This window comes from Pseudomonas sp. p106 (genome assembly GCF_003936645.1).
GTDB classification, from domain to species: domain Bacteria; phylum Pseudomonadota; class Gammaproteobacteria; order Pseudomonadales; family Pseudomonadaceae; genus Aquipseudomonas; species Aquipseudomonas putida_E.
Map to the genome: position 1 here is coordinate 1 of NZ_RHQR01000044.1, position 3383 is coordinate 3383.

Consider the following 3383-nt stretch of genomic DNA (forward strand, 5'->3'; position numbering starts at 1 on the left):
GTCTACAACACCAATGCACCGCTGACCAACAGCATCACCAAGGTCGACGGCGGTAATTACGAGAAGCTGGATACCGCAGGTACTCCAACCACCACGGTCACCGATAGCCCAGCTACTCAGGCCACGACCAACCTGGTGCTGAGCTCCACTGGCGATGTCGCCGAAGGCGGTCAGATCGTCTATACCGCCACGCTGAGCAATCCCGCCGGCACGGCGATGACCGTGACCCTGAGCAACGGCGCGACCATCAACATCGCGGCCGGCCAAACCTCTGGCCAAGTAACCGTCGCCGCCCCGGCTGATGACGTTTACAAAGACGCCGGCCAGGTCAAAGCGACCGTCACCGGTACCACCGGTGGTGACTTCGAGAACCTCGCAGTCAACCCGGCTGAGGCCGTGACCAACGTCAGCGACACCCTCGATACCAGCACGGTGACCTTGACCGCCACTCCAAGCGTGGTCGAGGGCGGCACCGTGGTGTACACCGCCTCGGTGTCGGCGCCTGTTACTGGCTCGCCGCTGGTTGTGACATTGGCCAACGGTCAAAGCATCACCATCGGCGTCGGTGAATCGTCCGGCTCGGTCAACTTCACCGCACCAAACAACGTCTACAACACCAATGCACCGCTGACCAACAGCATCACCAAGGTCGACGGCGGTAATTACGAGAAGCTGGATACCGCCGGCACTCCAACCACCACGGTCACCGATAGCCCAGCTACTCAGGCCACGACCAACCTGGTGCTGAGCGCCACTGGCGATGTCGCCGAAGGCGGTCAGATCGTCTATACCGCCACGCTGAGCAATCCCGCCGGCACGGCGATGACCGTGACCCTGAGCAACGGCGCAACTATCAACATTGCGGCCGGCCAGACCACTGGCCAAGTGACCGTCGCTGCACCGGCCGATGACGTCTACAAAGACGCCGGTCAGGTCAAAGCCACCATCACTGGTACCACCGGTGGTGACTTCGAAAATCTTGCGGTCAATCCGGCGGAGGCCGTGACTAACGTCAGCGACACGCTCGATACCAGCACGGTGACCCTGACCGCCACACCAAGCGTGGTCGAAGGCGGGGTGGTCACCTACACGGCGTCGGTTAGCGCTCCGGTCACCGGCAGCCCACTGGTGGTCACCCTGGCCAACGGTCAAAGCATCACCATCGGCGTCGGCGAATCGTCCGGCTCGGTCAACTTCACCGCGCCGAACAACGTCTACAACACCAATGCACCGCTGACCAACAGCATCACCAAGGTCGACGGCGGTAATTACGAACAGCTCGACACCGCCGGTACTCCAACTACGACGGTCACCGACAGCCCGGCTACCCAGGCGACCACCAACCTGGTGCTGAGCGCGACTGGCGATGTGGCGGAAGGCGGTCAGATCGTTTACACCGCGACCCTGAGCAACCCAGCTGGTACGGCGATGACCGTGACCTTGAGCAACGGCGCGACCATCAATATCGCAGCAGGTCAGACCTCCGGTACGGTCGCTGTCCCAGCCCCGGCCGATGACGTCTACAAGGACGCTGGCCAGGTCAAAGCCACCATCACCGGCACAACCGGTGGTGACTTCGAGAACCTCGCAGTCAACCCGGCTGAGGCCGTGACCAACGTCAGCGATACCGTCGATATCTCGACTGTCACCCTGACTGCGAATGCTTCGGTAATCGAAGGTGGCGTGGTCACCTACACCGCTTCGCTGTCGGCTCCGGTCACCGGTTCGCCGCTGGTCGTCACCCTGGCCAACGGCCAGAGCATCACCATCGGCGTTGGCGAGTCGTCCGGTTCGGTCAACTTCACCGCGCCGAACAACGTCTACAACACCAACACCCCGCTGACCAACAGCATCACTAAGGTCGAGGGCGGTAACTACGAACAGCTCGATACTGCCGGTACTCCGGCCACCACGGTCACCGACAGCCCGGCTACCCAGGCGACCACCAACCTGGTGTTGAGCGCGACCGGCGATGTCGCTGAGGGCGGCCAGATCGTTTACACCGCGACGCTGAGCAACCCTGCGGGAACGGCGATGACCGTCACCCTGAGCAACGGCGCGACCATCAACATCGCGGCAGGCCAGACCACCGGCCAAGTGAACGTCGCTGCGCCGGCCGATGACGTCTACAAGGACGCTGGTCAGGTCAAAGCCACCATCACTGGCACAACCGGTGGTGATTTCGAGAACCTCGCGGTGAATCCGACCGAAGCCGTGACCAACGTCAGCGATACCCTCGATACGTCGACCGTGACCCTGACTGCGAATGCTTCGGTGATCGAAGGTGGCGTGGTTACCTATACCGCCTCGGTCTCGGCTCCTGTTACTGGTTCGCCACTGGTCGTAACCCTGGCCAACGGCCAAAGCATCACCATCGGCGTCGGCGAGTCGTCCGGCTCGGTCGACTTCGTTGCGCCGAACAACGTGTACAACACCAATACCGCACTCACCAACAGCATCACTAAGGTCGAGGGCGGTAATTACGAACAGCTCGACACCGCTGGTACTCCGACCACCACGGTTACCGACAATCCCGCTACCCAGGCCACTACCAACCTGGTGCTGAGCGCGACTGGGGACGTGGCTGAAGGCGGTCAGATCGTTTATACCGCGACCCTGAGCAATCCAGCCGGCACGGCGATGACCGTCACGCTGAGCAATGGCGCGGTCATCAATATCGCAGCAGGCCAAAGCTCCGGCACGGTCTCTGTTCCGGCCCCGGCTGATGACGTCTACAAAGATGCGGGTCAGGTCAAAGCCACCATAACCGGCACAACCAGTGGTGATTTCGAGAACCTCGCGGTGAATCCGGCTGAAGCCGTGACCAATGTCAGCGATACCCTCGATACCAGCACGGTGACCCTGACCGCCAATGCTTCGGTAGTCGAAGGTGGCGTGGTTACCTATACCGCCTCGGTCTCGGCTCCTGTTACTGGTTCGCCACTGGTCGTCACCCTGGCCAACGGCCAGAGCATCACCATCGGCGTCGGCGAATCGTCCGGCTCGGTCGATTTTGTCGCCCCGAACAATGTCTACAACACCAATACCGCACTGACCAACAGCATCACCAAGGTCGAGGGTGGTAATTACGAACAGCTCGACACCGCCGGCACCCCAACCACCACGGTCACCGACAGCCCGGCTACCCAGGCGACCACTAACCTGGTGCTGAGCGCGACCGGCGATGTCGCTGAAGGCGGCCAGATCGTTTATACCGCGACCCTGAGCAACCCCGCCGGTACGGCGATGACCGTGACCCTGAGCAATGGCGCGGTCATCAATATCGCAGCAGGTCAGACGTCCGGTACGGTCTCTGTTCCAGCTCCGGCTGATGATGTCTACAAAGACGCCGACCAGGTCAAAGCCACTATCACCGGTACCAC

The 3383-nt window shown here is 61.7% G+C and carries 1 protein-coding gene; it reads left to right on the top strand.

Annotated elements, in window-relative coordinates:
- A partial coding sequence (locus EGJ09_RS26475) for an immunoglobulin-like domain-containing protein (protein ID WP_371928106.1) occupies window positions 1-3383 on the top strand: 3383 nt, incomplete at both ends.